Annotated in this window: 29 protein-coding genes; 14 read left to right on the plus strand and 15 right to left on the minus strand. The window is 74.2% G+C overall.

From position 1 onward, the window contains the following. Positions 1–96: 96 nt before the first annotated feature. Entirely contained in the window at positions 97–573 is a 477-nt protein-coding gene (locus ABTX81_RS19395; protein ID WP_350547131.1) for a hypothetical protein, read from the minus strand. A gap of 17 nt (positions 574–590) precedes the next feature. Then, a complete protein-coding gene (locus ABTX81_RS19400) occupies positions 591–1,319 on the minus strand; it encodes a TioE family transcriptional regulator (protein ID WP_350547134.1) in 729 nt (242 codons plus the stop codon). Positions 1,320–1,397: 78 nt separating this feature from the next. Here ABTX81_RS19400 and ABTX81_RS19405 point away from each other — a divergent pair, with 78 nt between their 5' ends. Then, positions 1,398–2,411: an erythromycin esterase family protein gene (locus ABTX81_RS19405; protein ID WP_350547137.1), complete on the plus strand. Its 1,014-nt coding sequence runs from the start codon at positions 1,398–1,400 to the stop codon at positions 2,409–2,411. On the opposite strand, the gene ABTX81_RS19410 is transcribed toward ABTX81_RS19405, so the two are convergent. From ABTX81_RS19410 to ABTX81_RS19420, 3 genes are all read right to left on the minus strand, one after another. Next, positions 2,386–2,622 carry a DUF397 domain-containing protein gene (locus ABTX81_RS19410; protein ID WP_350547139.1) on the minus strand — a complete coding sequence of 79 codons (237 nt, stop codon included), beginning with the start codon at positions 2,620–2,622 and terminating at the stop codon, positions 2,386–2,388. The genes ABTX81_RS19405 and ABTX81_RS19410 overlap by 26 nt on opposite strands. Positions 2,623–2,695: 73 nt before the next feature. Then, entirely contained in the window at positions 2,696–2,899 is a 204-nt protein-coding gene (locus ABTX81_RS19415) for a DUF397 domain-containing protein (RefSeq protein ID WP_350547140.1), read from the minus strand. Then, positions 2,884–3,723, minus strand: coding sequence for a helix-turn-helix domain-containing protein (locus ABTX81_RS19420; protein WP_350547142.1), 840 nt, complete (start codon positions 3,721–3,723; stop codon positions 2,884–2,886). Before ABTX81_RS19420 ends, ABTX81_RS19415 begins: the two co-directional genes overlap by 16 nt. Positions 3,724–3,839: 116 nt before the next feature. Here ABTX81_RS19420 and ABTX81_RS19425 point away from each other — a divergent pair, with 116 nt between their 5' ends. The 4 genes from ABTX81_RS19425 to ABTX81_RS19440 are packed head-to-tail and all read left to right on the plus strand — an operon-like array spanning position 3,840 to position 4,963. Further along, positions 3,840–4,043: a hypothetical protein gene (locus tag ABTX81_RS19425; protein WP_350547145.1), complete on the plus strand. Its 204-nt coding sequence runs from the start codon at positions 3,840–3,842 to the stop codon at positions 4,041–4,043. Continuing rightward, complete coding sequence (locus tag ABTX81_RS19430; protein WP_350547148.1) at positions 4,043–4,303, plus strand: hypothetical protein; 261 nt, start codon at positions 4,043–4,045, stop codon at positions 4,301–4,303. The genes ABTX81_RS19425 and ABTX81_RS19430 overlap by 1 nt, the downstream gene beginning before the upstream one ends. Continuing rightward, positions 4,266–4,457: a hypothetical protein gene (locus ABTX81_RS19435; protein ID WP_350547151.1), complete on the plus strand. Its 192-nt coding sequence runs from the start codon at positions 4,266–4,268 to the stop codon at positions 4,455–4,457. Before ABTX81_RS19430 ends, ABTX81_RS19435 begins: the two co-directional genes overlap by 38 nt. 8 nt (positions 4,458–4,465) lie before the next feature. Then, positions 4,466–4,963 (plus strand): NUDIX hydrolase, encoded by a 498-nt coding sequence (locus ABTX81_RS19440; protein WP_350547154.1) that lies wholly within the window; start codon positions 4,466–4,468, stop codon positions 4,961–4,963. 58 nt (positions 4,964–5,021) lie between these two features. Here the strand turns inward: ABTX81_RS19440 and ABTX81_RS19445 are convergent, their stop codons facing one another. From ABTX81_RS19445 to ABTX81_RS19460, 4 genes are all read right to left on the minus strand, one after another. Beyond that, on the minus strand, positions 5,022–5,534 hold the full coding sequence (locus tag ABTX81_RS19445; protein ID WP_350547157.1) for a DinB family protein: 513 nt from the start codon (positions 5,532–5,534) through the stop codon (positions 5,022–5,024). 126 nt (positions 5,535–5,660) lie between these two features. Further along, positions 5,661–6,482 carry a hypothetical protein gene (locus ABTX81_RS19450; protein WP_350547160.1) on the minus strand — a complete coding sequence of 274 codons (822 nt, stop codon included), beginning with the start codon at positions 6,480–6,482 and terminating at the stop codon, positions 5,661–5,663. An 85-nt stretch (positions 6,483–6,567) separates the two neighbouring features. Further along, on the minus strand, positions 6,568–7,029 hold the full coding sequence (locus tag ABTX81_RS19455; protein ID WP_350547163.1) for a hypothetical protein: 462 nt from the start codon (positions 7,027–7,029) through the stop codon (positions 6,568–6,570). Positions 7,030–7,035: 6 nt separating this feature from the next. Beyond that, positions 7,036–7,434 (minus strand): ASCH domain-containing protein, encoded by a 399-nt coding sequence (locus ABTX81_RS19460; protein ID WP_350547166.1) that lies wholly within the window; start codon positions 7,432–7,434, stop codon positions 7,036–7,038. A gap of 181 nt (positions 7,435–7,615) precedes the next feature. Here ABTX81_RS19460 and ABTX81_RS19465 point away from each other — a divergent pair, with 181 nt between their 5' ends. The 3 genes from ABTX81_RS19465 (at position 7,616) to ABTX81_RS19475 (ending at position 10,870) form a co-directional block, all read left to right on the plus strand. After that, positions 7,616–8,416, plus strand: coding sequence for a siderophore-interacting protein (locus tag ABTX81_RS19465; RefSeq protein ID WP_350547169.1), 801 nt, complete (start codon positions 7,616–7,618; stop codon positions 8,414–8,416). Between the two features lie 149 nt (positions 8,417–8,565). Then, positions 8,566–9,105 (plus strand): hypothetical protein, encoded by a 540-nt coding sequence (locus tag ABTX81_RS19470; RefSeq protein ID WP_350547172.1) that lies wholly within the window; start codon positions 8,566–8,568, stop codon positions 9,103–9,105. A 355-nt stretch (positions 9,106–9,460) separates the two neighbouring features. Continuing rightward, positions 9,461–10,870 carry a YVTN family beta-propeller repeat protein gene (locus ABTX81_RS19475; protein ID WP_350547175.1) on the plus strand — a complete coding sequence of 470 codons (1,410 nt, stop codon included), beginning with the start codon at positions 9,461–9,463 and terminating at the stop codon, positions 10,868–10,870. A gap of 203 nt (positions 10,871–11,073) precedes the next feature. Here the strand turns inward: ABTX81_RS19475 and ABTX81_RS19480 are convergent, their stop codons facing one another. Then, on the minus strand, positions 11,074–11,739 hold the full coding sequence (locus tag ABTX81_RS19480) for an RES family NAD+ phosphorylase (protein WP_350547178.1): 666 nt from the start codon (positions 11,737–11,739) through the stop codon (positions 11,074–11,076). 4 nt (positions 11,740–11,743) lie between these two features. Further along, positions 11,744–12,535 (minus strand): hypothetical protein, encoded by a 792-nt coding sequence (locus ABTX81_RS19485; RefSeq protein WP_350547181.1) that lies wholly within the window; start codon positions 12,533–12,535, stop codon positions 11,744–11,746. A gap of 297 nt (positions 12,536–12,832) precedes the next feature. On the opposite strand from ABTX81_RS19485, the gene ABTX81_RS19490 reads away from it, so the two are divergent. The 5 genes from ABTX81_RS19490 to ABTX81_RS19510 are packed head-to-tail and all read left to right on the plus strand — an operon-like array spanning position 12,833 to position 20,891. Then, positions 12,833–14,236 (plus strand): hypothetical protein, encoded by a 1,404-nt coding sequence (locus ABTX81_RS19490; RefSeq protein WP_350547184.1) that lies wholly within the window; start codon positions 12,833–12,835, stop codon positions 14,234–14,236. Beyond that, positions 14,226–16,382, plus strand: coding sequence for an AAA family ATPase (locus tag ABTX81_RS19495; RefSeq protein WP_350547187.1), 2,157 nt, complete (start codon positions 14,226–14,228; stop codon positions 16,380–16,382). Before ABTX81_RS19490 ends, ABTX81_RS19495 begins: the two co-directional genes overlap by 11 nt. Then, positions 16,370–17,077, plus strand: a complete 708-nt coding sequence (locus ABTX81_RS19500) for a 4Fe-4S cluster-binding domain-containing protein (RefSeq protein WP_350547190.1) — start codon at positions 16,370–16,372, stop codon at positions 17,075–17,077. The genes ABTX81_RS19495 and ABTX81_RS19500 overlap by 13 nt, the downstream gene beginning before the upstream one ends. After that, entirely contained in the window at positions 17,065–17,658 is a 594-nt protein-coding gene (locus tag ABTX81_RS19505; RefSeq protein ID WP_350547193.1) for an FHA domain-containing protein, read from the plus strand. Before ABTX81_RS19500 ends, ABTX81_RS19505 begins: the two co-directional genes overlap by 13 nt. Positions 17,659–17,687: 29 nt before the next feature. Continuing rightward, positions 17,688–20,891, plus strand: coding sequence for a protein kinase domain-containing protein (locus tag ABTX81_RS19510; RefSeq protein ID WP_350547196.1), 3,204 nt, complete (start codon positions 17,688–17,690; stop codon positions 20,889–20,891). Positions 20,892–22,064: 1,173 nt separating this feature from the next. On the opposite strand, the gene ABTX81_RS19515 is transcribed toward ABTX81_RS19510, so the two are convergent. Continuing rightward, the gene (locus ABTX81_RS19515; RefSeq protein ID WP_350547199.1) at positions 22,065–22,649 is read right to left on the minus strand and encodes a TetR/AcrR family transcriptional regulator; all 585 of its coding nucleotides are present in this window, start codon (positions 22,647–22,649) and stop codon (positions 22,065–22,067) included. 136 nt (positions 22,650–22,785) lie between these two features. On the opposite strand from ABTX81_RS19515, the gene ABTX81_RS19520 reads away from it, so the two are divergent. After that, the gene (locus ABTX81_RS19520) at positions 22,786–23,226 is read left to right on the plus strand and encodes a nuclear transport factor 2 family protein (RefSeq protein WP_350547202.1); all 441 of its coding nucleotides are present in this window, start codon (positions 22,786–22,788) and stop codon (positions 23,224–23,226) included. 17 nt (positions 23,227–23,243) lie between these two features. Here ABTX81_RS19520 and ABTX81_RS19525 read toward each other — a convergent pair whose 3' ends face one another. The 3 genes from ABTX81_RS19525 to ABTX81_RS19535 all read right to left on the minus strand — a co-directional run bounded on the left by ABTX81_RS19525 (position 23,244) and on the right by ABTX81_RS19535 (position 25,600). Further along, positions 23,244–24,221 (minus strand): alpha/beta hydrolase, encoded by a 978-nt coding sequence (locus tag ABTX81_RS19525; RefSeq protein WP_350547205.1) that lies wholly within the window; start codon positions 24,219–24,221, stop codon positions 23,244–23,246. Positions 24,222–24,343: 122 nt separating this feature from the next. After that, a complete protein-coding gene (locus ABTX81_RS19530) occupies positions 24,344–24,880 on the minus strand; it encodes a serine hydrolase (RefSeq protein ID WP_350547208.1) in 537 nt (178 codons plus the stop codon). Positions 24,881–25,072: 192 nt separating this feature from the next. Further along, a complete protein-coding gene (locus ABTX81_RS19535) occupies positions 25,073–25,600 on the minus strand; it encodes a CGNR zinc finger domain-containing protein (protein ID WP_350547211.1) in 528 nt (175 codons plus the stop codon). Positions 25,601–25,618 lie beyond the last annotated feature (18 nt).

The following is a 25,618-nucleotide window of genomic DNA, read 5'->3' on the forward strand; positions in this document are numbered from 1 at the left end:
TGGAGGCCGGTCTCGTTGATCCGGGGCGCGAGCATCAGGAGCGTCATGGGACGGCATGGTGGTCCACCACGTGCGGCCCCGGCCAGCGGGTTTCGGTCAGTACCGGGGCCGGTTGCGGCTCAGGTCGCGGGCGTGCAGCAGGGCCTCGCGGACCAGGGCGGTGAGGCGGGCATTGCCCTCGGTGCTCGTGCAGTTCTGCGGGAAGGGGTCGACGGACCGCCACTCCCCGTCGGTGAGTGGTGGCCTCGGCGGCCCGGGTTCGATTCCCTCGGGGAGGGCCGGCAGCCGGACCAGGAGACCGAAGGTGCCGTACGCGAAGGCGGCGGCCACGCCCTCGAACGCCAGGACCGGCATGCCGTAGAGGGCTTCCACGGGGTGGCGGGGGGCCAACTCGGAGAGCCGGTCGCAGAGGTCGGGGTGCGTGTGCAGCTGCCAGGGGCCGAGGGTGTAGTCGCCCGGGCCGCTGGGCAGGGCCGCCTGCTCGCGGAGGTGGGCGACTAGCTCGCGGTTCTCCGGAGCGTCGAGGAGCGCCGTCACCGGGGCGGGGGCGGGGCGGTGCTTCCGCTTGGGCATGCGAACGATGGTAACCGTTACTGCGCAAGGTAGTTGTGGAGTTGCGCCGCCGCGTGCAGCATCGCCAGCCCCCGGTCCGTGAGCCGCTGCTGCCACCCCGCGAGGGCGGCGGCGAGCGCGCTCGTGCCGCCGGCGGTGCGGATCTGCTCGACGACCGCCGCGATGTCCGCCAGCCGGTAGCCGCCGCGGCGCAGCAGGTGGGCGAGGTCGGCGTCGCGGACGTCGCTCGCGGCGAAGAGGCGGTAGCCGGTGGCGGGGTCGCGCACGGGCCGCAGGATGCCGGCCGCCTCCCAGGTGCGCAGGGTGGCGGGGGTGAGCCCGAGGCGGTGGGCGAGTTCGCCGATGGTGCGGGGGAGCGGGTCGGCGGGGTCCCCGGGGACGGTCGCCGTGGTGAGGTGGTCGACGGCTCCGCGTACGGCGTTGAGGGTCTCGCGGTCGCGGAGCAGCTGGCCGTGCCCGCGGTGGACGGCGGTCAGGGCGTCGTCGGTCCGGTCGTCGTGGACGGCGTTCATGATCGCCCCGGCGGTACGGTGCCCGTACGCTCGCACGAGTGCGAGGAAGGTGCGGAGCGCCACCGCGTGCAGCTCGGTGTAGATCCGGTACCCGGTGGGGGTCCGTTCGGCGGGCGGGAGGAAGCCGTCCTGCTCGTAGTTGCGGACGGCTTGCGCGGAGAGGCCGTGCTCGCGTGCGAGGTCGGCCGGGCGCAGGTTCTTCGTCGTGCCGGGGATGCCAGGGTTGCTGACCACTTTGAGACTTTATAAGAGATTCCTCGGGCTGGGACCGAAAAAGTCTCAACCGGTCTTTCAAAGATACGCTTGAGACTCATGACACAGGACATCCGAGACTTCCTGCCCTCGTCGTGCGGCCTGGTGGCGTTCGGCGAACCGACCCACCAGGAGCCGGCCTTCGGGCGGGCCCGCAACGAACTGTTCGGCCGGCTGGTCGAGCGCGGCTTCCGCTCGATCGTCCTGGAGACGGACCGGGTGGCGGCACTCGCCGTCGACGCCTTCGTCCGGGAGGGGGCGGGGTCGCTGGAGGACGTGATGCGCGACGGCTTCTCCCATGGCTGGGGGGAGCAGGAGCCGAACCGGGAGCTGGTGGCGTGGATGCGCGCGTACAACCGGAACCGGTCTCCGGAGGACCGCCTGGCGTTCCACGGCTTCGACGCCCCGACCGAGAACACGATGGCCCCGAGCCCGCGCCGGTACCTCGAACACGCCCGTGACTACCTGGGGGCCGACCTGGACGTGGCGGCGCTGGTCGGGGACGACGAGCGGTGGAGCCGGGAGGAGGCGGTGCTGGACGCGGCGATGTCGCCGGGCGCCTCGGCGGAGGCGGACCGGCTGCGGGCGGTCGCGGACGATCTGCTGGGAGTGCTGTACGCCCGCGCGGCGGAGCTGATCGCGGCCACGTCGCGGGAGGCGTGGGAGACGGCGCGGACACATCTGACGGCGGGGGCGGGGCTGCTGCGCTACCACCGGCAGGCGGCGCGCCCGATGGAGCCGAGCGACCGGTTGGCGGGGCTGCTCGGCACCCGGGACGAGATCATGGCCCAGAACCTGCTCGCCATCCGGAACGTGGAGGCGCGGCGCGGCGGCACGTTCGTGTTCGCCCACAACGGCCACCTGCAACGGAACCCGAGCGTGTGGCGGATGGGGGAGAAGGACGTGACGTGGAACGGCGCCGGCCGGATCGTGGCAGCCCTGGTGGGTGGGGAGGACTACTTCTTCGTGGCGGGCGTGCTCGGCGGTTCCGGTCCGTGGTCCCTGACCCCGGCGGACGAGGAGCCCCCGCTCGTTGAAGCCGACCTGGTCATGCAGGTGTCGGAGACGAGCTGAAACCGAGCGGGGCGCCGAACTCCCCGGCACGGACGGCGGTCACGAAGGACTGCCAGGAGGCGGAGGGGAAGAGGAGGGCGGGCCCGTCGGGGTCCTTGGAGTCGCGGACGGGCATGAGACCGGGGTGCCCGTCGGCCACCTCGATGCAGCCGTTCTGCCCGCCGCTGTAGGAGCTCTTCCGCCAGGAGCTTCCGATCAGGTTGAGTTCCATGCCCGGTCCTCTCAAGACGTTGGCTCGGAGTGGGAAGTCGACGGCTTCGACTTCCCACTCCCAGCGGCGGGTGTCAGTTGTCGAACTCGCCGGCGCGGACGGCGGTCACGAAGGACTGCCAGGAGGCGGAGGGGAAGAGGAGGGCGGGCCCGTCGGGGTCCTTGGAGTCGCGGACGGGCATGAGACCGGGGTGCCCGTCGGCCACCTCGATGCAGGCGCCGCCACCACCGCTGTAGGAGCTCTTCCTCCAGCAGGCCTCAGTCAGGTTGACATCCATTCAAGGTCCCTCCTTGCAGAGCGAATCATCGCCAGGGAGTCGGCCTGGTTCATGGCCTCGATCTGGAGCCGATCGTAGCCCCTGACCAACGGAAGGACGGCTTCTGCCTCGCGATCCAGGAATCCACGGTGTTCGTTCTCGGAATATCCGAGCACCTTCTGGTCCGGCATGGTAAGGAGGAAAACCATGCGCATGAAGGGTCGGTTCTCGCCCAAGCTGAACGGGGCGATCTGGATCACGATGTTCGGCCGCTGCGCCAGTTCCTCAAGGTGGAGGAGTTGGGCGACCATGACATCCTGGCCTCCGACGAGCCTCCGGATGCAGCTTTCGTCGAGGACGGCGTGGACGAGCGGCGGCGGAGTGCGGTCGAGGCACTGCTGCCGCGTCTGCAGGAAGCTGACACGTTCATCCGCCTGCTCCTGGGTTGCGCCACCCTGTCGGACGTGGCCGGCTTCTAGCGCGGTCGCGTATTGGAGGGTCTGAAGCAGCCCTGGGACGACATCGATCTCGAACATGCGGATCTCGGCCGCCCGCGCCTCGTAGTTGGCGTACTCGGGGAAGCCCGGGACCAACGCCGTGTGCCTGTGCTGCCAGTACATCAGCGTCAGCGTGCCACCGGTCTCCAGCACCTCGTCCGCCTTCATGGCGAACTTCAAGCTGGGCGGGCGGTGGGAAAGTTCGACGAGCGAGACATGGGACGGGTCGCACCCGATCAGCCTCGCCAGTTGGGCCTGCGTGAGTCCACGCGCCTCGCGTGACCTGCGGAGCTGCACTCCGAAGGGAGCCCAGGGGCTCGACTTGGGGTCAAGTTCCTTCTTGTTCATGGTGGTTCCCCCAACGTTCCCCGCAAGCGGGGTCAAGTCGTTCGGCGCTTCCGATGCTAACTCCTCCCGCGCCACCATGGGTACAGAACGTGAAAACCCGACTGCGGAGGGTTCCCATGAGACCTGCCCGAATCCAGCCCCCCACCAAGCTCCACGGCTACGGCGTGCGCTGGGACCCGGGGGCCCGGTGCTACCGGGTGCGCAACGAGTCCTCGGGGGAGTGGCTGCTCGACAACTCCGGCCTCCTCGCGGGGTTCTCCTCCTTCACCGCCGCCGAATCGGCCTACCGGGCCTTCGAGCCGCGCCGGGGAGCCGCCTGATGGGCGCGATCCTCGACCGCGCCACCGCCGACCAGCGGCGCGAGGCCGCCCACGCGGCCGCGGACCTGACCGCCGTCCTCACCCTCGCCGGCGCCAAGCTGCCCTCCCTCGAAGTCGACTGGGACTTCGGCCGCCGCACCGGCTGCTACCTCATCAGCCTCGGCGCCGCCCGCCCCGACCAGATCGAGCGCATCACCGACCTCCTGCGGAAGGGGCTGCGCCATGAACAAGCCCGGCAGCAACCGGCCGACGGCCACTGAACTCCTCACCACCCTCGGCATCTTCGCCGCCGCCGGCCTCGTCGCCCACCTCGCCGCGGCCCTCGCCGACCCCCGCTCCTCCCGCCTGGTCTGGTGGCTGTTCTTCGCCGCCTCCCTCATGACCGGGTTCAGCCGCACCACCACCGGAAAGTAGCCCCCACCATGCGCACCCTGCCCCTGCGCGACCCCCGCCTGCTCGCCAAGCCGCCCGTCTGCCGGCTCGGCACCCAGGTCCTCCTGCGCACCACCGACGGCCGCGTCCTCCTCGTCGACCCCGACTTTCTCGACGGCCACCTCCTCCCCGGCGGCGCCTGCCGCACCAACGAGCCCCCGCACCACGCCGCCACCCGCGTCCTGCACGCCCAGACCGGCCTGCACCGCCCGGTGACCCACCTCCTCGCCGTCGACTTCACCCCCGCCGACCGCTACCTCGAACGCCTCACCCTGGTGTTCGACGGCGGCACCCTCACCGACCACGACGCCGCCCGCATCACCGTCCCGCCCCGCCACCGCAGCAACCTCTTCGGCGCCCGCCTCGCCGACCCCCGCGACCTCCCCACCCTCCTCAGCCCCGCCCAGCACGCCCGCACCCGACAAGCCCTCGCCACCCTCGGCCGGCCCCTCCCCCTCCTCACCCACGGCCAACACGCCGCCGCTTGACCAAGTGCTGTGCCCGGAGTGGGAAGTCGGCGGGCCCGACTTCCCACTCCGGCAACCGTCACACGCCGGTGGCCCCGTCGACGCGTTCCCGGACCAGGTCGGCGTGGCCGTTGTGGCGGGCGTACTCCTCGATCATGTGGACGTAGATCCAGCGGAGGCTGACGTCCTGCTCCATGAAGCGGCCGGTGTCGGTCAGGGCCCGGCCGGCGCAGAGCTCGCGGGAACGCGCGATCTCCGCCTGCCAGGTGGCGAGGGCGGCGTGCAGTGTGGCGTCCTCGGCCAGGTGGAAGCCGCCGTCGGGGGCGGACGGGTCGGCCTGCGGGTCGTAGATGGACGGGACCTGTTCTCCGGCGAACACCCGGCGGAACCAGTTCCGCTCCACCTCCGCCATGTGCTGGACGAGGCCGGTCACGGTGAAGCCGGACGGCGGCACGGACGCGATGGCGGCCTGCCCGTCGTCCAGGCCCTCGCACTTCATGGCGAGGGTGATGCGGTGGAAGTCGAGCCAACTCTCGAGCGTGGTGCGCTCGTCGGCGTTCAGCGGCGGCAGCGGGCGGTCGATGGCACTCATCGTTCGATTATCGCGGCCAATCCGGAATCTCGGCGCACCGACCACACAACAGTTCTCACGCGCGGGAGTACGGCCACAACGGACCCGCCCCGTCTCCGCGGCGGCGCAGCGGGGCGGGTCAGCCGATCAGTCCGACCCGATGCGGGCTCTGGCCGCCTCGGTCGGAGCTCCGTCGGGTGCCGTGGGGTCCGGCTCAGCCGCCGTGGCCGGCCCAGCCGCCGTGGCCGGCTCCGGTGACGGCGACGGGACGTTGTGCGTCTCCCAGGGCCATGACTCCGGGGGCGGGCCGAAGGCGCGACGGCCGGCCCGCACGGTCAGGGTGGCGATGGCGGCGTTGGCGCCACCGCCGATCACCGCGCCGATGCCGAACGGTGCCACTCGGCCGAGCACGATGATTCCCTGCTTGGTCCCGTACTTCGTGACGAAGTTCTTCCCGAGGATCTTGTTGATCTGACGCAACGTCTCGATCGGGACCTTGGCGACGACCTGACGTCCCCAGTGCTGCCCCGTCCGCTCGGCGACCTTGGTGATGGTGGCGGAGCCGCTCCCGCCGAGCATGACGCCCATCACGATCGTCCGGCGGCGCTCGAGTTCGTCGATGGGGACTCCGTGGACCTCGGCGAGCGAGAGCGCGTAGAGGGCGCTCAGCTCAAGGGAGGAGAGGGTCTCGCCGGCTGACAGCGCCAGCGCGACCCCGGTGCCCACGCCGGGCGCCGCCGCGGTTCCGCCGACCGCGGCGCCCGTCCCGGTCAAGGCGCTGACGTACATCCGCTCCAGAGTGCGGATCACCTCCGCCGGTGTCGCCCCGGGGTTCCGCTGCCGGGCGCGGGCGATGTTCTTGCGCACCAGCGGGGTCTGGAGGCCGATGGCCTTGTCCACGAGGTCGAGGACCCGCTGCCCGCGGGCGGCCGCCGCCGGAGCCGGTTCGTCGGGAGCACCTGTTGCCATGCCTTGAACTCCTTGGGTCGTCACGTTCCGCAGAGTCTCCCACCCGAACCGGCCGAGTGGACCTCGCTTCCGGTGAACGAGACCCTCAGGCGTCGTCGAGCCGTTCGTGGAGGTCCTCGCCGAAGCGGGAGCGGTAGACGCCGTGGACGATGGCCGCGGGGGACTGGTAGCCCCGGTGCCGCGGGTCCGACACCACCTCGTCCCACGGTGCCGCCTGGTCCGGGAGCGGCGGCGTGCGGCCCGGATACAGTCGCGCGGCCTCCTCCAGCGCCAGGTCCCCCGCGACCACCGCGCTCCACAGTCCGCGGCCCTGGCCGACGACCCACAGGCACAGGTCCTCGGTGCTGTCCTCGGACCAGACGTCCCCGTCGACGCTCACGCCTTCCGAGAAGTCGGCCAGCTCGTCCGCCGCGGACTCGTAGGCGAGCGCGAAGGCTTCGAGGGCCTCCCGCGGCCGGGACCCCAGCCACGACTCCAGGGCCGACAGCTGAGGGTGGGTCGTCTCCAGGACCTCCCAGAACCAATCGCGCGCCTGATCCGGTTCCATCGGCGGTCAGGAAGCTCCGACGAGGCGGAACGCCAGGCAGACCACGGGCGTGCCGTCCTCCACCCGGGTCCCCAGCCGCTCCCAGTAGCCGCGGTGGCCGGTGCGCCACTCCTCCAGGGAGGCGTCACCCTCGCCCTCCGCCCGGGCGTGCTCCCAGGTGACCTCGGCGAACGGCCTCACCTCCACGCCGGTGATCTCGATGACGCCGACGAGCTCGCCGTCGTCGTCGAGCAGCGCCAGCCGTTCACCGGGGTACTCCAGGCCCTCCGCCTCCTCGGCGTACTCGGCCAGCAGGCCGGTGGTGGCGGTCTTCCGGCCGGCCAGCGCCAGGGCGTTCAGCTCGGCCCTCACCGGGCCCGGGGTGCCCAGCTCCATCGAGCGCAGGCCGTTGACGCGTGGCCACATCCCCTCATCACCTCTTCTTCCGGGTGCCGCGATCGTGTCTCCGGCCGACGATACGGCGGCGGGGCGGCGGGTGGGAGCGAATATGGGTGAAAGTAGGTTAGCCTTACCTAAATTCAGGTGAGAGGAGACGGCCCTGACCAGCACCACCGCCCCCGCGCGCTTCCTGCTCTTCCCGCTCCAGGTGGTCCGGGCCACCCGGGTCACCCCGCACATGGCCCGGATCACCCTCGGCGGCCCCGGCCTCGCCGGATTCGTCAACGGCGGCCTCGACCAGCGGGTCAAGCTCCTGCTGCCGCTCCCCGGACAGACCGAACCCCTCATGCCCGAGGGCGAGGAGGAGTTCGGCTGGTACCAGAGCTGGCGGGCCATGGACCCCGCCATCCGGCCGGTGCTGCGCACCTACACCGTCCGCGCGCAGCGCCACGACCCCGACGAGGTCGACATCGACATCGCCGTCCACGGCGACCACGGTCCTGGCTCGCGCTGGGCCGGGACTGCGGCGCCCGGCGACCGGGTGATCGTCTGCGGGCCGGCGGTCGAGGACGCCGGCGGCGTCGAGTTCCGGCTGCCCGACGGGGCGGACTGGGTGCTGCTCGCGGGCGACGAGTCCACGCTGCCCGCCGTCGCCGCGATCCTCGACGAACTGCCCGAGAGCCTCCCGGTGAAGGTGTTCGCCGAGGTCGAGGGGCCACGGGAACACGCCTACCTGCCCGCCGACCGCCCCGCCACCGAGATCACCTGGCTGCACCGGGGCGCACCGGACACCCCCGCGCTCCCCGACGCCGTCCGCGCCGCCGACCTGCCGGACGGCGCGCCGTACGCGTGGATCGCGGGCGAGGCGGCGGCCGTCCGCGAACTGCGCCGTCACCTGGTCCGCGAGCGCGGGTACGACCGGCGCGCGGTCTGCTTCATGGGCTACTGGCGCCTCGGCCGCACCGAGGACCAGCGGGCCGACGAGCCGGTGGAGACGGACGCGGACTGACGGCGGCGGCGCCCGGATTCGAGGGAGGTCGAAGGGCTTTGCCCGGCCGGCTCGCGCGCGGTGAGACTGGCCGGGCCGACGCGGTCCCGAGCGGGAGCGGCGGCAGTGTCCGGGTCCCACCCAGCAGCGACTTCAGGAGAGTGCCCGTCATGAGAATCGCGCGTTCCCTCGTCCCCCGTGCCGGTGTCGCCGCCGGTGCCGTGCTGATGGCGGCCGGGCTGCTGGGCGGTCCCGCCCAGGCCGCCGACGGCGCCCCGGCCGCGAGCGCACCCGCGGCCGCCGCCGCTGCCGCGGTGTCGGACGCCAACCAGACCGTCATCTACGGCACCGCGAGCCTCAACCGCGGGGAGAGCTGGTCCTCACCGGACGGCAGCACCGTGCTGTACCAGCAGTGGGACGGGCACGTGGTGCTGTACAAGAACAACGTCGCCATCTGGACGGCCGTCGGCAGCTACGGGGTCGGCACCTACCTCTACATGCAGGCCGACGGCAACCTCGTCGCGTACGACGCCGCCATGCGCGCCGTGTGGAACAGCCGCACCCCGTACCACCCGGGCGCCTACCTCGCCGTCCAGAACAGCGGCAACCTGGTCATCTACGCCGGCAGCACCCCGATCTGGTGGTCCAACTACCGCCCCGGCGGCGACCCGACCGACCCCGAGTGCCGCCCGGGCCGCCTCTGCCCGTGACCCGGTAGCGCCGCACCCCCGCGATCCCGCCCCGCCCGGCCCCCGTCCGGGCGGGGCGTACGTGTCCAGGGTGACGCCGGGCGGCGCAAGAACGTGTCGAAGCGGTGTCAATACTCCCTGTCGTCATCTCTTTGAATCGGATACAGCCAACTACCGGCGTTCTGCACCACTCCTGATGCGGAGTCGCCATGATTCTGGTGACTCCGCAGGGCGACGGCTCTGCTGCTGTCGGTCGGAGGAAGCGCTCCGCCGTCCCCGGCCGGCCGCCAGTGGTGGAGTCGTGCGACCGTACGGCCGCCGGTCCCCGGGTCCTCCGGACCCGCCGTCGGCGTGCGGACCGATGAGGGGAAGTCCCTTGCCTTCTGCACCTGCCCGCACACGCCGGCCCTTCTCCGCCCGGGGGCGCCGCCTGATCTCCTTCGCCACGGGTGGCGCCCTGGCCCTCTCGGGATTGGTGGCGCTGGGCGCGCCCGCGCACGCCGCGACCGGCCCGCTCGCCTACGTGGCCAACCTCGGTGGCAACACCGTCTCGGTGATCGACACGAGCACCAACGCCGTCACCGCCGGCGTCACGGTCGGCAGCGGTCCCGCCAACGTGGTGGTCTCCCCCGCCGGCACCCGGGCGTACGTCACCGACTTCGGAGGCAACACCGTCTCGGTGTTCGACACCGCGACCAACGCGGTGACCGCGACCGTCCCCGTCGGCAGCAGCCCGCTCACGGTGGCGCTGACCCCGTCCGGAGCGCTCGCGTACGTCACGAACAACGGCACGGACACGGTCTCGGTCATCGACACCGCGACCAACACGGTCAGCGCCACCGTCACGGTCGGAAGCGGACCGAACGGGGTGGCGGTGAACCCGTCGGGCACCACCGCCTACGTCACGAACAACTACACGAGCACGGTCTCGGTCATCGACACCGCGACCAGCACGGTCACCGCCACCGTTCCGGTCGGCAGCGCCCCCTCGGGCGTGGCCGTCAGTCCCACCGGGGCCTTCGCCTACGTCACGAACAACGGCGGCTCCACGGTCTCGGTCATCGACACCGCGACCAACACGGTCAGCGCCACCGTCCCGGTCGGGACCGCTCCCAACGGCGTGTCGTTCAACGCGGCCGGCACCCGGGCCTATGTCGCCGACGCCGGCAGTGCCACCGTCTCCGTGGTCGACACCGCGACCAGCACCGTCACCGCGACCGTCCCGGTCGGCAACAATCCGGCCCAGGCCAGGATCAACCCGTCCGACACGGCCGTCTACGTCACCAACCAGTCCGACAACACGGTTTCGGTGATCGACACCGCCACCAACACGGTCACCACGACGATCACCGGGTTCACCGGCCCCTACGGCATGGCCTTCGAGCCCGCGCCGCAGACGGCGGACATCGCCGTCGCGCTCGCCGCCCAGCCGCACCTGGGCATCCTGGTGCCCTACCTCCGCTACACCCTCACCGCCCACAACACCGGCCCCGGCGCCCTCGCATCGGCGACCCTCACCGCCACACTTCCGGCCGGTACCTCGGCCACCGCGCTCGCCGCCGGATGCACCTCCGTGGCCACCACGGTGACCTGTGCCTACGGCCCGATCGCCGCCGGCGCGAGCGTGAGCAAGACCTTCCGCGTCCCGCTGAGCCTGCTGACCCTCGGCCCGGTCACCGTCACCGGCGTGCGGACCGCCTCCGCGCCCGTCGACCCCAACCCGGCCAACGACACCGCGGCCGTCACCTGCACCGCCCTCTCCATCGTTCTCGTCAGCTGCCCCTGACCCGACCAGGAGGGGGGTGAGGCCGCAGAGCATCCCCCTGTGGTGTCGTGCGTGGTGAGCCGGTCGGGTTGCCGCGCACGACACCACGTCGTCCGCCACGACCGGAGCGCCGTGGAGCGGCGTGGAGCGGCGTGGACCGGTGTGGACCGGCGTGGAGAACGCGCGTCCGGCCCGACTGTGCGGCTCAGCGACGCGGCGACGACTCAGCGGCGGGGTGGGTCGATCCGGGTGCGGGCCGGGGCGAGGAGGCGGTTCAGCAGCTCGGCGCCCTCAGGGGTGTCCAGGGGGACGGGGGCGGTGCCGAGCGGCTTGACCAGGGGAGTGGTGGCGTCGCGCTCGTAGAGGATGCAGGCGCTGCTCCCCAGGTCCCGCTTGGAGGGCCAGCGCAGGCCGAGCGCCCACGGTGCCTGGCCGCGGATCCAGGCCGCCCAGCGGCGGGTGTGCGGGTAGGCCTCGGGGGTGGAGTGGATCAGCCACTCGTCCTGGTGGACGGCCGCGAGCTGGTCGAGCGTCATCAGGCCGACCAGCGGGATGTCGCAGGTGGTCTCGATCCGCGACAGCACCCGGCCCCGTACCGAGGCGCGCCGGATCCGTCGCCATCCGCGCTCGTCGAAGGGGACGCCGCGCACCAGCGTCTCCATCACCGCCGTCCGCTCCGAGAACCCGGCGTACAGGTACGGCAGATGGGTGCCGTCGCCCTGGTAGGAGCAGAACCGGCCGCCCTCGTAGTGGGTGTCGGACGGGTACGGGTTGAACGAGGTGGCTGGGTAGGCGGCGGAGTGCACCCGGTGCAGGACGGTGCCGGCGGGCAGCACCTCGCGGTGCGGGGTGGCGCGCACGGTCGCGGCGGGGACCTTCACGTCGGGCATGCCGTCACCACTCCGCGATCTCGGCGCGGGCGGCGGCGAGCAGCGCGTGCTCGCCGGTGGTGCCCAGCAGACGGGCGGGGACGGCTTCCAGCCAGGCGTTGGCGCCCAGCCACCAGTCGGCCACGCCCCACGGGTCGTCGTCGGCGTCGAGCAGGCGGTTGACGGCGACGACGACCGGCAGCGGGCGGCCGGAGGCGCCGTCGAACTGGAACGCCGGGAGGCGGACGGTGCCCTGGCGGTCGGTCAGCCGGATGAGGTCGGGGTCGCCGGGGTCGTGCCCGCCGGCCCGGTAGTCGGCGGCGCTGACGGAGTCCGCCGCGAGCAGCCAGTCGTCGGCGTCGGGCGGGGGTGCGGAGTCGCCCGGGGGCGCGCCGTCCGGGGGCGTGGCGCGGTCCGGGGGCGTGGCGCCGGCCTGGGCTGCGGCGTGGTTCGGGGGGGTGGCGCCGGCCTGGGGCGCGATGCGGTTCGGTGGTGTGGCGCCGGCCTTCGACGAGGAGGACCGGAGCAGGGCCGCGGCACCGGTCTGGATGGTGCCCATGGAGTCCCCGTCGCCGTGCACCACGATGCCGATGTGGCCATGAGTGAAGCGCACGGAGTCGCCGAACAGCCCGCGTACCGGGTGCCCGTCCGGAAGGGCGCTGAGCACCAGCCGGATGATCCTGCGCGCGACGCGCGTCGGATCGCCGGTCGTGTCCGCGACGAGTTCCGCGAGCGCGGCCCGGGAGCGTTCGTCGATCGACTCCCAGATCTCGTCCCAGTGCGCGCGCAGCGTCGCCAGCACGATCTCCGGCTCCATCGCCCCCACCCCCGCCCGATCCCGATCCGCGCCCGTCGGCCGTGCGCCAGGGTAGCGGGTCTGGGCGCTGCGCGGGTGGTGATCTCGGATTCGCAAAGGTGGGACGGCCTGGCCGGATCTGCGGCATGATGATGCCTCAGCAGCACCTCGGGGGCGGTGCAGGGTCGCGCGCGGTCAACTGTCGCGTGTCGTCACTCACGACCCGCAACCGGCCTCGGCGGCGCGTGCGGGGGTCCGGACCGTCGGTGTGCCCCCGGTCCGCTCCGCAGGTCACGACTCGCGCTCGGAAGGCGGCCGGTGAGCAGTTCCGCGGGATACGGGTGGTCCTATGTCGACCAGGAGGCCGAGCGCCGCCGGCGGTTGCGCGCCCGGCTGGCCGCCGAGGCCCAGCGCGCCGAGAACCTCCGCCGGGCCGAGGAGCGGCGGGCGGACCTGCGGGCCCGGCTCGGTGAGCTGAGCGAACAGGCCCAGGGGCTGCGCGGCGAGGCCAAGCAGCTGCGGCGCGCGTACCGGACGGCCCGGGTCACCGTGGAGACGGTCACCGTCGGGGCGGGGGCGGACGAGGCCGAGCTGACGCGGGCGATCGAACGGGCGCGGGCGGCCAACGCCCGTGCGGCGCGGGAGCTGGCGGAGGCGGTGCAGGACGTCTGGTCGGCGGTGCTGCCGGAGGCGGTGGCCGAGCCGGAGCGTCCGCGTACGGTCCGCACGGACGGAAACACCGCAGCACAGGCAGCCGGGGCCGCTCAGGCCGCCGAGGCCGCCGAGGCCGCCGGACGCGAGCGGGCCGAGCGGACCGAGCGGGTCCGCGCCGGCGCCCTCGCCGAGGCGCAGACCGTCCTCGACCGCGACGTGCCGCGCTGCGACCCGGCCGACCTCGAACGCGTCGCCGGCCTGGTGCGCGCGCTGAAGGCGGCCGGCACCGTCTCCGACGTGCGGACGACGCTCAACGACCTCGCCGCCCTCGTCCAGCACTCGGTGCGGCGCCGAGCCCGCGAGGAGGAGCGCGCCGAACTGCGCGCCGCCCTGGTCGAACTGGCCCAGGACGCGGAGCCGGCCGACCGGGACCGGCTGGTCGCGGACCTCGCCGCCGCCGACGACCCGGCGTACCTGCGGCCCGCCGTGGAGGCGGCCGTGGCCCGGGCGGACGCGCACCGCCACCGGGCGCCGGTGGCGGAGGCGCTCGCCGAGGTGCTGCGCGCGCGGGACTACCAGGTGGGCGACGGCTTCGCGGACCTGCTCGCCGAGGAGGGCGAGGTGGTGGTCCCGTTCGGCGACCCGGATCCCGGGCAGGCGGGGGCCGGCGCGGGGGAGGCGGACGGCGAGCCGCCCGCCCCCGGGTACGGGCTGCGGCTGGTGCTGGCGCCGGACCGGGCGACCCTGTCCACGGCGGTGGTGCGTCGCGACGACACCGGCAGCGGTGACCGGGAGCAGGACGAGGAGCAGGACGAGGCCGTCCAGCAGTGGTTCTGCGACGAGCAGTTGCCCGCCATCGAGGACGGCGTCCGGGAGCGGGGCGTGCGGCTGGAGCGGACGTCCGCGATGCCGCCGGGCGCGCTGGCGGCCGGTCTGGTCCCGGGCGGGTGGTGGCCGCAGCCGCCGTCCGAGGCCGCCCCGCCGCGCCGCCGCAGGAAGACGGGCGGCGCCGGGAACGAGTCGACCGGCGTCCGCCCCAAGCCGCAGGAGCGTCACCGTGACCGCTGAGCCGCCGCCCCCGTCCGCCGACCGCGCGGACCTGCGCAAGGACGCCGCGCCCGAGCCGTCCGACGACAACCCGAGGCCCGCCACGCCCAGTTGGATCCGCGAACTGGACATGGCGCTCACCGTCTACCCGCAGGTGCTGCTCACCGGCAACGTCCGCGACCAGTACCTGCTGCCCGACGACCACGCCGCCGGCAGCAGCGAGACGCTCGCGCCGTACAGCCTCGGCGGGGTGATCGAGTCGATGTGCGCGGCCCGCGGTTACGGCGCGATCGCCTTCGTCGACCAGGTCAACGACCGCATCGCCCTGCTGCGGCTGAGCGCCACACCGGAGCAGATCCCCCAGGTGATCCGGGAGTTCGTCGAGCGCGACGAGCGGTGGCGGCGCGGCGGGGGACCGGAAGGCTCCGGTGGCAGCGGCTCCGGTGGTAGCGGCTCCGGTGGCAACGGCTCGCGCGGGCACGAGGGCGAGCGCGAGCATGAGGACGACGGCGAGCCGGACATGCTGGACCGCCTGCGCGACGCGATGGTCGGCGTCGTCCAGCACCCCGGGCCGCCGATCGCGCTGGTCGTCCCGTACGCGGGCCGGCTCGGCTCGCCGCAGGCGCCCGTCGCCGGCGAGGCCGCCCGACTCTTCGCCGCCGCAGAGGAGTTGGGCCACACCGCCCGGCCGGTGCAGGGATCGACCGCGGTCACGCCGTACAACACGGTGTTCTGGGTGGTGGAGCGGCAGGAGGAGCTGCCGAGGGAGTTCGCGGTCGGCAGCCGGGCCCTGCGGGTGATCAACGTGCCGCAGCCGCCGCACGACCAGCGGCTGGCCGCGGCCCGGCACGTGGTCGGCGGGCTCGCCCGCTACCAGGCGGTGACCGGCGGACCGTCCCTCGGCGAGGCCGAGACCGCGGTGGCGGCCAAGGCGCTCGCCGACTCCTCGCACGGGATGGGCAGTTCGGAGGTCATGGCGATCGGCCGGATGGCCCTGGACCGCGGCCTGCCCGTGCAGCGGCTCGACGAGGCCGCCCGGCTGTACCGGATCGGTGTGCTGGACAACCCGTGGGCGACCGCCGAACTGCGCGAACGCATCTCCGCGGGCGAGGAGTTCCTCAACGGCAAGGTGATCGGCCAGCCGCACGCCGTCCGCCGTACCCTGGAGATCTTCATGCGCTCGGCGGCCGGGCTCAACGGCGCCCAGGCGTCCAGCTCGCCCAGCCGGCCGCGCGGCACGCTCTTCCTGTCCGGCCCGACCGGCGTCGGGAAGACCGAACTCGCCAAGGGCGTCGCCGAGATGATCCTCGGCAAGGACGCCCGGCCGATCCGCTTCGACATGAGCGAGTTCGCCGAGGAGCACGCCCGGGACCGTCTGATCGGCGCCCCGCCGGGCTTCGTCGGCCACGACGCCGGCGGCGAACTGACCAACGCCGTACGGGCCAACCCGATGAGCGTGCTGCTCTTCGACGAGATCGACAAGGCGAACCCGCGGCTGTTCGACCTCTTCCTGCAGATCCTGGAGGACGGCCGGCTGACCGACGGGCGCGGCGCCACCGTCTACTTCACCGAGTGCGTGCTGATCTTCACCTCCAACCTCGGTGTGAAGGCCGTGGTGATGGACGACCCGGCGAACGACGGGACCGGGGAGGGTGGCGGGGCCGAGGCGGCCGGCTCGGGTGGGACCGGCGGGACCGCGCCGCGCACCACCAAGCGGGAGTTCAACCGCCACGACGATCCGATGCTGGTCCGTCAGGGCCTGCGCGACGCCTTCGACGCCTTCTTCAACGAGCAGATCAAACGGCCCGAGCTGCGCAACCGCTTCGGTGACAACTTCATCCCGATGGACTTCATGCAGGAGAAGTGGGTGCCGCAGATCCTCGACAAGGCCATCGCCTCGGTGGCGGCCCGCGTCCAGGAGGTCCACGGCGCCGCGCTCGCCCTCTCCGACGACGCCTGGGAGGTGCTGCGGGTCGAGGCCACCCGGCGGCTCGACCACGGAGGGCGCGGCGTGCTGACCGCCGTCGAGTCGGCACTGGTCAACCCGCTCGCCAAGGAGGTCTTCCGGACCCCGCCCCGGCGCGGCGAGCGCATCGAGGTGGTGGCCGTCGAGGGCGACGAGGACGGCGAGGGATACCGCTTGGAGGTCGAACGGTGGCCGGGCTGAGCGCCGACGGCGCCGCCGGTGCCGCGTCCGCCGGTGCCCCGGTCGCCGTGGTCGCGCAGGTCTCCCGGCCGGTGACCGCGCTCGGACCCGGCCGGCGGCTCGGCGTCTGGTTCCAGGGGTGCACGCTGGCCTGCCCCGGCTGCATGTCCCGGCACACCTGGGACCGTTCCGCGGGAAGGGAGTTGACCGTCGACCGGTTCGCCGCGCTGTGGCGCGCCGCGCTCGCCGACGGCCTGGACGGCCTCACCGTCAGCGGCGGCGAACCGCTGGAGCAGCCCGCCGCCCTCGCCGCGCTGCTCGCCGCCGCCGACGCGGAGCGCCGCCGGGCCGGCGCCACGGCCGACCTGCTGGTGTACACCGGCTGGGAACCGGAGGAACTGGCCGCCGACCCGGTCACCGCCGCCGCCCTGGACGGGGCGGACGCGGTGATCACCGGCCGCTACCGGGCCGGGCAGCCGACCCGGCTGGTCTGGCGCGGTTCGGCCAACCAGCGGCTCACCACCCGTACGGCGCTCGGCCGCGAGCGGTACGCGCCCTTCCTGGAGCACCGGCCGGAGCGGCCCGAACTCCAGGTCCGGGTGAGCGGGGGCGAGGTCCGGGTGATCGGGGTGCCGCGCCCCGGGGACCTGGGCCGGATCGAACGTGACCTGGTACGGCGCGGCGTGACCCTTCGGGAGACCTCGTGGCGACCGTGATCTACCGCTGCCCGGTGGGCGCGCCGGGGGAGTGTCCGACCTCCGGCACCCGGGGGTACTGCCAGGTGCACATGTTCCAGCAGTTGGAGCGGTACGACCCGGCCGAGGACATGCCTCCGGAGCCGCCGGTGCCGCCCGCTCCGGCTGCTGCGGTTGCTCCGGCTGCTGCGGTCGGCGGTCCCGGGCCGGCGACCCGCCCGGCCCCGGCGCGTCCGGCCCGTCCGGCGCGCCCGCCCCGGGCGCCGGAGGTCCGGCTGGCGCTGGTGATCGCCGGGGTCCTGCTGCCCGTCCGCGCCGAACACCGGCGCGGGGGCGGCGGACTGGCCGTCGGCCGCGACGAGCCCGACTGCGCCGCCGTCCCCGGCCTGGCCGGCCTCGACCAGCTCTCGCGGCACCACGCACGGCTGCGCTGGATCGACGGCGCGCTGCACGTCGAGGACCTGGACTCGACCAACGGCACGTTCGTCGACGGCCGCCGGATCACCGGCCCGACCCGGATCGGGCCGGGGCAGCGGCTGCGGTTCGCGATGGACGTGGACGCCCAGGTGATCGAGATCGACGAGTTCGGCGCTCCCCGGTGAGCCGGGGGCGCGAGGAGGAGAACGGCGCGATGGCCGACACACCGCCGGAGCCGAGCCCGCCCACCCGCAAGCAGGGCCGAGGACAGGGGCGCGGGCAGGACCGAGGACAGGGGCGCGGGAACGCCCCTGCCGAGAGCCCGCGCACCCGCGTCCAGCGCGGCCCCGGCGGCCCGAACGGCGGGGCCGCCGACTCGGCGAGCCCGCGCACCCGCGTCCAGCGTGAGCGCCCGGACCCCGCCGCCGACGGCGCGGTCCCGGGCCCGCGCACCCGGGTGCAGCGCGGTGCGGCCACCCGCGTCCAGCGGCCGGGCGGCCCCACCGCCCCTGCCGACTCCTCCGACTCCACCGACTCCGCCGCCTCCGCCGAGTCCGCCACGCCGCCCGCCGGAGCGCCCACCGACCCGGCCGGTGCGTTCCCGACCGCCCTCACCGACCGCTACCGCCCGCTGAGCCCCGTCGGCTCCGGCAGCGAGGGCACCGTCTGGCACGTCCGCCGCGTAGACGGCGGCGGCGACGCGGCGGTGAAGGTCGGCAACCCCGGCGTGCGGGCCGACACCGAACTGCTCGCCCACCTCGCCGGCGACCCGGCCTTCCGCCGGCACGTCCCCGAGATTTTCGGCCACGGCCAAGTCGAGCACGCGGGCGCGCTCTGCGACTGGATGGCGATGGAGTACCTCCCGGTCACCCTCGCCGACCACGTCGCCGAGCTGCGCGACCGGCGCCGCCTGGACCGGCCCGGCGAGGGCGAGCGGATCATCCGCGAGCTGGTCGACCTGCTGGCGTTCTGGCAGACCACCATCGCGCGCAACCCGGTCGACTTCAAACCCGCCAACATCCTGGTCCGCCCGGCCGGGAAGGGCGGCCGCTCCGCCGCCCAGTTCGTGGTGGCCGACTTCGGCGGCGTCGCCAAACTCACCGCCAGCCGCCGCTTCTCCACCGACATGCAGGTCACCGTCGCCTACATGGCGCCGGAACAGCTCGCCGGCCACAACCACCCGGCCGGCCCGTGGTGGGCGCTCGGCACCATCCTCCACGAGGTGTTCACCGGCGCCGGCCGCTACCGGCGGGCGGACGGCGGGCTGATCAGCGACGAGGCGCTGCAGATCCGGCTGGTGATGGACGCCGAGGTGGACGTCTCCGCGGTCGCCGACGAGCGCCGCCGGCTGCTGCTCCAGGGCCTGTTCACCAAGGACCCGGCCGACCGCTGGACGGCCGAGCAGGTCCGCGCGTGGCTGGGCGGCGGCAGCCCGGAGGTGGTGCGCAGCCGGGTCGACCCGCCGCCGTCCGAGCCCGCGCCGAGCGGGCCGGCGCACCGTCCGCTCGCCTTCCGCGGCCAGGACTTCCACCAACCGGCCGCGCTCGCCGAGGCGATGCTCGGGCGCTCGGCGGACGCGGCGGCGTGGCTGGTCAGCGGCGGGGCACGGCGGCTGCGGGACTGGCTGCGGGACGAGGTCAAGGACACCGTCCTCGACCTGCACTACCTCAAGGACGTCGAACGCGGCACCCCGGCCGAGAAGTCGGCGGCGGCCTCCCGGGCCGTGCTGGCGCTCGGCGCGGCGTTCACGCCGGAGGCGGTCCCGCACGTCCGGGACCGCCGGGTGGACGCCGCCGGACTTGCCGAACTGGCCGGAGAGCCAGACGGGTTGGCGTTCGTCGACGAGCTGGTCGCGGCCGGGCTGCCCGCGCTCGCCGCCCGCTTCGACTGCGGGCACGGCGCCTGCCCGGAGCGGGCCTGCGCCCGGCTGCTCGGGCTCACCCGGCTGGCGGCCGCGCTGACCGCAGTCGAGCGCGAGGCCCGCACCCTCGGCGGCCGGGGCGGCGGCAACGGCGACGGCCGGCTCACCGCGAGCGAGCGCAAGGCCGCCCGGCGCTGGGTGCTGCTGCTCACCGTCCAGCCGGACCAGCAGCGGCGCGCCGTCGTCGGGCGGCTCTCGGTGCTGCCGGGCCCGCTGGCCGGGCTGCCCGGGCCCGCCCACGCGGCGCTCGCCGCCGTCGGCGGGGCGGTGGGCGCGGTGGCGGCGCGGGTGCGCGGCGGTGGGCGGGAACGGTTCCGCCGGAACTGGTCGGAGCTCAGCCGCCGGGCCTTCGCCGCCGATCCGGCCACGGCCGACGGCCGGGGCGTGCTCGCCGCGGCGGCCGTGCTGCAGGTGCGCAGCGTGCGGGCGGGCGGTGCGCGGCGCGGGCGCAACCGGGGGGAGTGGAAGGCGGACGCGCGCGCCTGGTGGGGAGGCGCACGCAGCGCGCTGCCCCGGCGTGCGGTGGCGGCCGTGCTGCTGTTCCTCGCGCTCGCCATCACGCTCTGGTCGGGGACGGTCTGGCGGTTCGCCGTCGACTTCGGAACGGGAGCGCAGGTGCTGCCCGGCGGACCGTTCGGCGGACCGCTGCGGACCGCCGGCGAGTCGGCGGCGCGGGCGACGGCCGGCCAGCTCGGCGCGGCGCTGGTCGCGGCGGTGGCGGTGACGACGTTCCCGGCCCGGGTCGGGCGGCGGATGCTGTTCCTGGCCGTCGCCGCCTCCTTCACCATCGGCTACCTGCGGCTCGGACCGCCGATGACGGTGCTGAAGCCGCCGCAGGCGGTGGTGGACCGCGTGGTCATGTTCGAGGGCGGGTTGGGGAGTTGGGCGGGCGTCGGCGCGGTGGGGGCGGTCGTGCTCGCGCTGGTCCTCAACGGGCGCTCGGTGCGGTGGCTGCTGACGCCCGCCCACGAGGCGTCGGAACGGGCGGCCGGCGACCGTCGCCGCCTCGCCGCCCGCCGCCGCGCCGCCCGCGCGGGCGGGACGACCGGCTTCCGTGACCGGCTGCTGTTCGGCCTCGGCGGGACGCTCGCGCTGACCCTGCTGCTGTGGGCGGCGGTCGAGGTCCGGCTCGCCGTCGTCGACCGGGACCGCCACCTCACCCCGGAGTCCTGGGGCACCGGCCAGACCGGCGCCGGTTACCAGGCCGACTACCTGCTGCTCCTGGCCTTCCTCGCCCTCCTCGCGGCCTGCGCCACCCCGCGCGCGGCCCGCCGCCTCCTGGCCGCCGCCGCCGTCGGCACGGTCACCCTCGGCGCCTGGCCCCCACCCCTGGGCCCCCTGGAAGCCCTCCGCATCCCCGTCCTGGCCCCCCTCTTCCACGACCTCGCCACCCCCTGGGGCCACGCCGCCTTCTGGGCCGCCCTCCTGATCATGCTCCCCCTCTCCGCCCACCTGGCCCTCCACGCCACCCGCCACTTCACCACCCCCACCCCCTGAAAACCCGGCCACCCCGCCCGACTCCCCACTCCACCCCCACCAAGGGCCACCACCACCCTCCCGCACCCGCCAATCTACGCGCATAGATAGCGCACCCGAACGGCGAGCCGGACTCAAAAGTCGGACCCGCCGACTTTCTGCTCCGCCGCCCACTGGGCGCGCACCGCTCGCGGGCGCATGCGGTCGGGCCCCGACTGGCTTTGTGTGTCGTTTACGCCATAGATGTCGCGCGCGAACGGCGAGCTGGATTCAAAAGTCGGCCCGCCCGACTTCCCACCCCGCCGCCCGCCCAGGGCCGACCCCGCCGGTGTGCTTGCCGACCCATCCCTGCCCCTCTCGCACATCGATCTACGCGCATAGATGGGCGGCGAAATGGCGGGCCGGATTCAAAAGTCGGGCCCGCCGACCTTCTGCTCCGCCGCCCACCGGGGTAGCGCCACTCGCGGGCGCACGTGGCCGGGCCCCGCCTGGCTTTGTGTGTCGTTTACGCCATAGATGTCACGCGCGAACGGCGAGCTGGATTCAAAAGTCGGCCCGCCCGACTTCCCGCTCTGCCGCCACGCGCATAGATAGGGGGGATGAAATGGCAGGCCGGACTCAAAAGTCGGGCCCGCCGACCTTCTGCCCCGCCGCCTACTGGGGTAGCGCCACTCACGCGTGCGCGTAGGTGGCATGGGCGAATGGCGGGCCGGATTTAAAAGTCGGCCCGCCCGACTTCCCACTCCGCCGCCCGCCGAAGGCCGGCGTCGCCCACCGGCGTGCGTGGCCAGCCCATTCCCGCCCCTCCAGTGCACCGATCTACGCGCATAGAATAGGCGGACGAATGGTGAGTGGGATTGGAAAGTCGGCTCGCCCGACTTTCCAATCCACTGCCAGCCAAGGGCTAGCCCGCCTGTCGGTGTGCGTGGTCGGCCCGCCGCCCGACCGTCTACTCCATTGCGAGGGGTCCGGGCGGCCAAACTACGCGCATAGATCGCGGGGTGAATGGCGGGCTGGATTGAGAAGTCGGCCTGGCCGACTTCCTGTTCCGTGCTGTGCGGCCGAGTGTCGTCGGGGGTGCCCAGGGCCCGCACCTGCGCGGGGGTGCACCTTGGGGGCGTGGGCTGGAATGGGAACTCGGCGTATCCGACTTCCTGATCCGCCCCTGCGCCGTTGCCGGGTTGCATCCCTGGTCTATGCGCGCTGCTCCGGGGGGCGGAGGCCGGTGAGGAGGACGGTGAGGATGTGGTCGCGGGCGGTGGGTGTGGGGCCTGCGTGTTCCAGGGCGGCGTTGGCGCCTACGAGGAGGGCGAGGAGTTCGGGGAGGGTCAGTTCGGGGCGGACGGTGCCGGCGTGTTGGGCGCGGTGGAGGAGGTCGGCGAGGAGGTCGCGGATCGCCGTCGAGGGGGCGCGCAGGGAGGTGTGGACGTCCACGCCGGCGGCCGCGAGGGCCTCGGCGAACGCGGTCTTGCCCACCGACTGTTCGGCGATCAGCCGGAAGCAGGCGAACAGGGCCTCGGCGGGCTCGGAATCGGCCGCCGCCCGGGCTGCGCCGGTCGCGATGATCTCCAGCCGGCGCACCATCACCGCCTCCAGCAGTGCCTCCTTGGTGGGGAAGTGCCGGAACAGCGTGCCGACCCCCACGCCGGCGGCGCGGGCGATCTCCTCGGTGGGGACGCCGACGCCCCGGGTGGTGAACACCTCGGTGGCGGCGTCCAGCAGCTTGGCCCGGTTGCGGGCCGCGTCCGCCCGGAGCGGGCGGTCCTGAGTGCCGCTCAACTCTCCAACTCCCTTTCCTGATCGATGGCGGGAACGACGGGCGCCCACCCCTGGACAACCGGAGTCGCCAGTCCGTATGGTCTAAACGGAGTCGCTGGTCCGGTTCTGGCGGCGCACATCATTCCGGGGGTTGATCATGTCCGAAACACGGTCGCCGCGCGAGGTCTTCCGCGCACTGCTCGACGGCATCACGGCCGGGCGGTTCGCCGAGCTGGACGGGTTCTACGCCGAGGACGCGGTGGTGGAGATGGTGTTCGAGCCGGTCGGCCCGCGCCTGGTGGAGGGGCGGGCGGCGCTGCGGGAGCGGTTCCTCGCCCTGGGCGAGCGCACGCCGCTGGAACTGAGCGCCCGCGACATCGTGGTCCGAACCACCGACGACCCCGAGGTGGTCGTCGGCGAGTGGGACTACCACGTCCGCCACCGCGGCACCGGCCAGGAGTTGACGGTGGCCAACATCCAGGTGCTGCGCGTGCGCGACGGCCTCATCGTGCACAGCCGGGACTTCCACGACCACCTCGCCCTCACCCGCCTGCTCGGCACCGTGCCCCAGCCGGTCGCCGACCCGGACGCGGGGTAGCCGGCGGCAGCGGCCGCTCAGCGCGCGAGGACCCGGCGCAGCCAGCGCAGCCGCGCGGCGAGGGCGTCCCGGCTGACCGCCGCCCCGGGCGCGACCGTGTCGAAACCGTGGAACGCGCCCGCCCAGACGTGCAGTTCGGCCTCGCCGCCGGCCCGCCAGACGGCGTCGGCGTACGCCACGGCCTCGTCGCGGAAGGTCTCGGCCGACCCCACCTCCAGGTAGGCCGGCGGCAGCCCCGAGAGGTCCGTGGCCCGCGCCGGGGCCGCGTACGGCGGCAGGTCGGGGGCGCCCCGGCGCTCGCCGAGCGCGGCCCGCCAGGCGGTCGCGTTGGAGGTGCGGTCCCAGGTGTCGTGGCCGGCCAACTGGTGGGCGGAGAAAGTGTTGTTGCGGTCGTCGAGCATCGGGCTCAGCAGCATTTGCCCGGCCGGGACCGGTCCGCCGCGGTCACGGGTCAGCAGGGCGAGCGCCGCCGCGAGTCCGCCGCCCGCGCTCTTGCCCCCGACGACGACGCGCCCGGCGTCGATGCCCAGCCGGTCCGCGTGCCCGGCTGTCCACCGGAGCCCGGCGAAGCAGTCCTCCACCGCGGCGGGGTACGGCGCCGCCGGGGCCAGCCGGTACCCGACGGAGACCACGGCGATGCCCAGCGGTTCGGCCAACTCCCGTAGCAGCCGGGGAAGTACGGACCAGGCGTTGCCCGTGACCAGCCCGCCGCCGTGCAGGTAGTAGAGCAGTGGCAGCGGCCCGTCCGACCCGGCGGGCCGCGCGCTCACCAGTCGCACGCCCGCCGCGTCCAGCTCCGCCACCTCGAACCGCCCGCCGTCCCGCAGCGCCTCCACGGTGGGCCGGGGGCGGGTGGCGGCGTCCCGCCGCTGCCAGGCGGCGAGGGTCTCCGGCGTGACCGGCGCCCGCGCCCCCACGCCCAGGGCCGTCAGCGCGGCGTCCAGCTCCGGGTCGAACGGCGGGGGAGCCGCCACCCCGTGGTCCCCGGCCTCCATCAGTGCCCCCTCGCCGGATGCCCGCCGGCACCCCGATCCGTCGAGCTTGCCAGGCTACGCGACGCATGACGGTGCCGGAGTGGGAAGTCGGCCGGTCCGACGTCCCACTCCGGCGCCCGGGGCTACGGGCCCGGCGGGATGTCGTAGACGTGGCCGGGCGTGACGATGCCCGTGATGGCCCGGCCGAGCAGGGTGCTGGGCTCGGCGTTGTCGGCGACGATGTCGGCGTTGAGCAGCACGACGAGGGTCGCGCGCTGCTCCGCAGGTGGATGGCGAGGCTCTCGAAGCCGAACAGCGCGCCGGTGTGGCCGATCCAGCCGTTGATGTGGCGCCTCGGGCGACAGCACGGCGGTGGCGGTGAAGGTCTTGGTCTCGCTGCCGAACCGCATGGTCATCCGGTCGGTCATGGGCGCGCAGGTCTCCTTGTCGGCCACGCCGAAGGCGCGCAGGTAGCGGCCCTGTCCGGGGAGCCACAGGCCGATCCGCACACCGGGGACGCCCGCCCTGCGCATCACCTGCTGGATGGCCTCGTCGAGCCTCGCCCGCAGCGCCGGGCTCAGCTCGCGGGCGTCGGCGGAGTCCTCGGGCGAGGCGCCGGCGCTGTACGCGGCCGGGGCGGCGGGCGGGGCGGCGGGCGGGGCGGCGGGCGCCAGCGGCACGAGTGCGGCGACGGCCAGCGCGGCCGCCGGGAGCGTGCGGGTGGGGGCCGGGCGGTGGAACGGTGCGCGTCTTCTCGTGGTCCGGGGCCTCTCGGTGGCTCGGTGGAGGGGGCTGCTCGGCCGATCGTCGGAGACGAGGCGCCGGCGCTGTACGCAGCAGCCGACGACCCATCCGATCGGCCCTGCGGGACGTCAGCCGGCCGCCGGGTGCTTCGCGCGGTGACGGCGGACGGCGTCGCGGTTGGCGCAGCGCGCGGAGCAGTAGCGGCGGCGCCCGGTCCGGGAGGTGTCGGCGAACACCGTGGCGCACTCCCCGACGGCGCAGCGGCCCAGCCGGTGCATCCCGCGCCCCACCAGATGCAGGGCGGTGCCGGTCGCGACCAGCGCGAACAGCAGGTCGCCGAGCGGGAGGTCCTCGTCGCGGTAGTGCAGGTGCCAGCCGCTGCCCGCGTGGTCGGTCACCCGGGGGTGGGCGGTGCCGGCGGCGAGCATCAGGTTGAGCCGGGCCGCGCGCTCGCGCTCGTCCGCCGCGTCGACCACCGCCTCCCAGGCGTCGAGCAGGGCGTGGGTGCGCGTCAGGTCGGCCGGCGTGCCGGGCCCTTCGACCAGGAGACCGGCCGCGCGGCAGCGGGCCACGAGTTCGCCGGCGCTCTCCGGACGCCGGTTCGTCAGCGCGGCGGCCAGGTGGACGGCGTCCTCGCCGTAAGGGTTGAGGTGCATAGGACCATGACAGCAGCA

This window comes from Kitasatospora sp. NPDC097605, from assembly GCF_040302725.1.
Classification (GTDB): domain Bacteria; phylum Actinomycetota; class Actinomycetes; order Streptomycetales; family Streptomycetaceae; genus Kitasatospora.